The organism is Acidithiobacillus sp. TH-A36 (genome assembly GCF_057473445.1).
In genome coordinates, this window is record NZ_JBYCKP010000416.1 from 1 (window position 1) to 5,337 (window position 5,337).

The window sequence follows — 5,337 nt, forward strand, 5'->3', positions numbered from 1 at the left end:
ATAGATGGAATGGCGAAACATGCAAAGAAAGACAACTCGACCTATACATATCGCGAGAAATATGCATAGGAAAACCCATTCTTATATACACGTCAAGTTTAGTCGGAATAAGATCTGTCTGCCGGGTTGGCATTGTGTAGCCCGTTTCGCGCACATTAAAAATCCCAGAAAGTACAAGACGTTCCGGGATTATGTTTACAATTTATGTTTGGTGGTTTTTAAAAAGGAATATCGTCATCAAAATCTTCCATTGGCGGGGGTGGGGTATCCTGTTTGCGCCCGCTGCTGGCCGGAGCTGAAGAAGCACCCGTCGAATGACCGCCGCCATGATCTTCTTCGTCAAAACTGGCTGCACCACCACCGCCCCCGCGTGGACCCACCAATTGCAGCCGGTCACCGATAATTTCAGTGGTGTAGCGCTCCTGACCTTCCTTGTCGGTCCACTTGCGGGTCTGCAATCGGCCTTCCACATAAGCCATACTGCCCTTGCGCAGGTATTCGCCAGCAATTTCGGCAGTACGTCCAAATAGCACGATACGATGCCATTCGGTGCGTTCCTGTTTATTCCCTTCGCGATCCTTGAAATTTTCAGAGGTGGCAATACTGAAATTGGCGATAGCAGCACCACTGGGCTGATAGCGCATCTCCGGGTCCCGGCCCAGATGTCCTAATAATATGACCTTGTTCACTCCCGCCATTGTCAGATCTCCTTGAGTACAAGGGGACGGCCGTCCCCGAAAGCCCTATACTAACCCATCCAGAGAAAAACTCATTCCTGAACCCAAAAAGGCTACGGCTACATGGAACATATCCAGATCCGGGGCGCACGTACCCATAATCTCAAAAACATCTCATTAACCCTGCCCCGGGACCGCCTCATTGTCATCACCGGCTTATCCGGTTCGGGCAAATCCTCACTGGCTTTTGACACGCTCTATGCCGAAGGTCAGCGCCGCTATGTGGAGAGTCTTTCGGCCTATGCCCGGCAGTTTCTGTCGCTGATGGGCAAGCCTGATGTGGATGCCATTGAAGGGCTATCGCCCGCCATTTCCATTGAACAGAAATCCACTTCCCATAATCCCCGCTCTACCGTCGGCACCATCACGGAAATCCATGACTATCTGCGTCTGCTGTATGCCCGCACTGGCACGCCCTGGTGTTGCGGAGCACCCATTCAGAGCCAGACCATCAGCCAGATGGTAGATCAATTACTGGCCCTGCCTGAAGGCGAAAAACTCATGATTCTCGCCCCCATGGTGCGTGATCGCAAAGGCAGTCATGAAGAGGTGATCAGCGCGCTGCGGGCCAGAGGCCTGATTCGTGCCCGGGTAGATGGGGAAATGCTCGAACTGGATGACATTCCGACCCTGGACAAAAAACGCAAACATCGCGTTGAAGCCGTCATTGACCGCCTGGTGTTGCGCGAGGACAGTGGGCCGCGTCTGGCGGAATCCCTGGAAACCGCACTGAGCCTCGCCGATGACCAGGCCATCGCCGTGTTGATGGGGCCGCAACATCAGGAAGAACGCCTGTTCTCCGCCCACCATGCCTGTCCCAGTTGTGGACGTTCCTTTCCGGCCCTCGAACCCCGGCTGTTTTCTTTCAACAATCCGGCAGGGGCCTGTCCACGTTGTGACGGCCTGGGAGAAATTACCTTTTTTGATCCAGACCTGATTATTCCTGATCCGGGTGCCAGCCTCAGCGCCGGGGCCATCGCCGCCTGGACCAAGCGCCACAAGGAACATTACACCCCCTTGTTGAATGCGCTGGCCGCTCATTTTCACTTTTCCCTGGAGTTTTCCTGGGAAGACCTGCCTTTTGAAGTGCGTGAGCAAATTCTGCACGGTTCCGACGAACGTATTACCGTGCAGCAAGGTTCACGGACGCATCAGATTCATTTTGAGGGAGTCATTCCCGGACTGGAACGGCGCCTGCGCGAATCCCAGTCTAATCTGGCGCGGGAAGAAATCATGCGTTACATGGGCCGCCTGCGCTGTCCGTCCTGTCACGGCAGCCGTCTGCGTGAAGAAGCCCGTATGGTCAAGGTGGGGCCTCTGGCCCTTCAGGAAGTGTCAGCGCTGCCCATTCGCGAATCCCTGCAACACTTTGCGAATTTGCAACTGGAGGGCCAGGAAGCCATCATCGCCGAGAGAATCCTGAAGGAAATCAGCAGCCGCCTGAAGTTTCTGGTAGATGTGGGTCTGGCCTATCTGAGTCTGGATCGTTCCGCAGAAACCCTTTCCGGTGGCGAAGCCCAGCGCATTCGCCTGGCCTCCCAGATTGGTGCCGGTCTGGTGGGGGTCATGTATGTTCTGGATGAACCCTCCATCGGCTTGCACCAGCGTGACAATGACCGCCTGATCGGCACTCTCAAACATCTGCGTGACCTGGGTAATACCGTCATTGTTGTAGAGCATGACGAAGATGCCATCCGCGCTGCAGATCATGTAGTGGATATGGGCCCCGGCGCCGGTACCCACGGGGGTGAAGTCATCGCTCAGGGTACTCCCGAAGAGATTCGCGCCAATCCGGACTCCCTCACCGGTCGTTACCTGACTGGTGATTTGTGCATTGCAATTCCCGAACGCCGCTGTCACGACCAGCAACGCTGGCTGGAAGTCATCGGTGCGACAGGCAACAACCTGAAATCAGTCGATGCAAGAATTCCCATCGGCCTGTTTACCTGCATCACCGGCGTCAGCGGCTCGGGCAAATCCACGCTGATCAATGACACCTTGTATCCCGCCTGCGCGCGGGTTCTGATGGGCAGCACGCAGAGTCCGGCTGCGCATCAGCAACTGCGTGGCCTGGAAGCCCTGGACAAAGTCATAGCCATTGATCAAAGTCCCATCGGCCGTACCCCCCGGAGTAATCCGGCCACTTATACCGGACTGTTCACCCCGATTCGCGAGCTTTTTGCCGCCACCAGCGAGGCCCGGGCCAGAGGTTACAATCCGGGGCGATTCAGTTTTAACGTCAAGGGCGGCCGTTGTGAAGCCTGTGAGGGCGACGGCGTCATTCGCGTTGAAATGCATTTTCTGCCGGACATTTACGTATCCTGCGACGTTTGTGCCGGAAAACGCTACAAGCGGGAAACGCTGGATGTGCATTACAAGGGCAAAAATATTCACGAAATTCTCGAAATGACGGTGGAAGATGCCCGCCAGTTTTTTGATCCGGTACCAGCCATTGCCCGCAAATTGCAAACACTGCTGGATGTAGGGCTGGGTTATCTGCGCCTCGGCCAGTCCGCCACCACACTTTCCGGTGGCGAAGCCCAGCGGGTAAAGCTCTCCCGGGAATTATCCCGACGGGATACCGGACGCACCCTATACATTCTTGATGAACCTACCACCGGCCTGCATTTTCATGATATCGCCCTGCTCCTGGTAGTCCTGCAGAAGCTCGCCGATGCGGGCAATACCATTGTGGTCATTGAACATAATCTGGATGTCATCAAAACCGCCGACTGGATTATCGACCTGGGTCCCGAGGGTGGCTCCGGAGGCGGGCAAATCATCGCCACGGGCAGCCCTGACGAAGTCGCCCGCAATCCGGTTTCACACACCGGTCACTATCTGGCGCGACATTTATCCCGATAAATTGCACAATAGTCCTGTAAACATGACCTGGAGCCGTGAATATGTCCGTTCTCCCCGAACGCCGTGAACAAATCCGCAGCGCCCACGCCGCCCTGATCCTGCAGGTAGTTGCAGCCTGCCAGAACCCCCGGTTGCGCGGCGCTGTCGACGACCACCTGCGCGTCGCCGCTGCGAATGGTTGGGGAGAACTGGTGGCGGTCATTCAACAGATTATGGCTGGCAAGCGTGAACTGGGTTTACTGCAGGGACTGGATGAAGAAGACAGTGTCATCGTCGAATCCATTCTGATGGGTCTGCAAAATCCCGAAACGCTCCCCAAAAGTACGGGGCAGGCCGACCCGGGACTGGCGGCCCCAGGGCTGGCCAGTGTCATCCTTGCCGCGCGTCGGGGCGACCCCCAGGCCGTCGCCTGGTTGGGGCAAATGGCCAGTCAAATGCAAAAAGCCGGGGGCGACATGGCCCGTATGGGGGCCGCTCTCGGCCCCTTGTCCCGAGGTTTGGATGATCGCCGCAAGCTGGAAAAAGGCATGGGACCATTGGGTCGCAGCCTGCTTCAGGGGGTACTGGACGAACTCGCCAAAGCCGAATTGCAATAAGGTCCATTTCACCCGAAAAGCTTGAAATGTTGCTTTATCGCCCCTATTTCCCGAGCCGACGTCTTTTTATTTTCAGGAGTATTGCATGGCCACTGGTGAACACATCCTCGAAGTCAACTTAGGTAATTTTCAGGAAGCCGTTATTGAGCTTTCCCAAAAGGCCCTGGTCCTCGTGGATTTCTGGGCACCCTGGTGTGGACCATGTCGCGCCCTGGGTCCTGTCCTCGAAAAGCTGGCGGAGGAAATGCAGGGTGCTTTTGTTCTGGCCAAAATCAATTCTGATGAAAACCCGGAACTTTCCCGGGAATATCAGGTGCGCGGAATTCCCGCCGTCAAGGCTTTCAAAAACGGTAAAGTAGTAGACGAGTTTACCGGCGCTCTCCCGGAGTCTGCCATCCGCCAGTTTCTTGAAAAACATTTACCCAAGCCCGGCGATGATCTGCGCGCCGAGGCCATGGCCGCCATGGCCCAGGGCAAAACCGATGAAGCCCAGTCACTTCTGGAAGAGTCCCTGCAAACAAACCCTCAAAACGATCAGGCACGTTTGGCACTGGCCCATCTCGCCATACAACAGGGACGTCATGCGGATGCTCAGGCACAAATTGATGCCATGTCCCCTCTGTTTCAGATGGAAATCGAGGTCGAAGGCCTGAAAGCATTACTGGAATTTACGGATGCGGCGCGCAAAGCTCCGCCCATGGCCAAGCTGGAGACGACCATTGCCCATGAAAAAGGCGACACGCGCGCTCTGGCCATGTATCAACGGGCGCTGGTTCTGCTTTTGCAGGGCCAGGAAGCTGCCGCTTTGGATCAACTGATTGAAATGGTGGAAAGACACAAAAGTTACGACGATGGCCTCGCCCGCAAAACTGTTCTGAAGATTTTTGCCCTGCACAGCAATCAGGGACCACTGGTTGAGCAATACCGCACCAAATTATCCCGCGCTTTGTATTAAGTGCTATGGTAGACATCAGGCAGGAACTAGATGCTTTATTACCGAGTCTAAACGCAAATGCGTCAATGCTGCAGAACCAAAACTCCAAAGGAGAGTCCTATGGCGAATAGTCGCCCGAAAACCCTGTTGAAACGCCCGAAACTACTGATTACTGCTGTTGTCGCTGCGTGCTTTGGTTTTACCC

Annotated in this window: 4 protein-coding genes; 3 read left to right on the top strand and 1 reads right to left on the bottom strand. The window is 55.4% G+C overall.

Going from position 1 to position 5,337, the window contains the following annotated elements; genetic code table 11:
• Positions 1-218 precede the first annotated feature (218 nt).
• Positions 219-698: a single-stranded DNA-binding protein gene (locus AC2VLY_RS10935; protein ID WP_193650196.1), complete on the bottom strand. Its 480-nt coding sequence runs from the start codon at positions 696-698 to the stop codon at positions 219-221.
• A gap of 102 nt (positions 699-800) precedes the next feature.
• Here AC2VLY_RS10935 and uvrA point away from each other — a divergent pair, with 102 nt between their 5' ends.
• From uvrA to trxA, 3 genes are all read left to right on the top strand, one after another.
• Positions 801-3,602, top strand: coding sequence for an excinuclease ABC subunit UvrA (uvrA, locus tag AC2VLY_RS10940; protein ID WP_486922268.1), 2,802 nt, complete (start codon positions 801-803; stop codon positions 3,600-3,602).
• A 41-nt stretch (positions 3,603-3,643) separates the two neighbouring features.
• Positions 3,644-4,198, top strand: coding sequence for a hypothetical protein (locus tag AC2VLY_RS10945; protein ID WP_193650194.1), 555 nt, complete (start codon positions 3,644-3,646; stop codon positions 4,196-4,198).
• An 85-nt stretch (positions 4,199-4,283) separates the two neighbouring features.
• Positions 4,284-5,153: a thioredoxin gene (gene trxA, locus AC2VLY_RS10950; RefSeq protein WP_193650193.1), complete on the top strand. Its 870-nt coding sequence runs from the start codon at positions 4,284-4,286 to the stop codon at positions 5,151-5,153.
• Positions 5,154-5,337 lie beyond the last annotated feature (184 nt).

What these genes read in the sequence shown, in the direction of transcription:
- uvrA (WP_486922268.1), top strand. Translation starts at nt 801, where the DNA reads ATGGAACATATCCAGATCCGGGGCGCACGTACCCATAATCTCAAAAAC.
- AC2VLY_RS10935 (WP_193650196.1), bottom strand. Translation starts at nt 698, where the DNA reads ATGGCGGGAGTGAACAAGGTCATATTATTAGGACATCTGGGCCGGGAC.
- AC2VLY_RS10945 (WP_193650194.1), top strand. Translation starts at nt 3,644, where the DNA reads ATGTCCGTTCTCCCCGAACGCCGTGAACAAATCCGCAGCGCCCACGCC.
- trxA (WP_193650193.1), top strand. Translation starts at nt 4,284, where the DNA reads ATGGCCACTGGTGAACACATCCTCGAAGTCAACTTAGGTAATTTTCAG.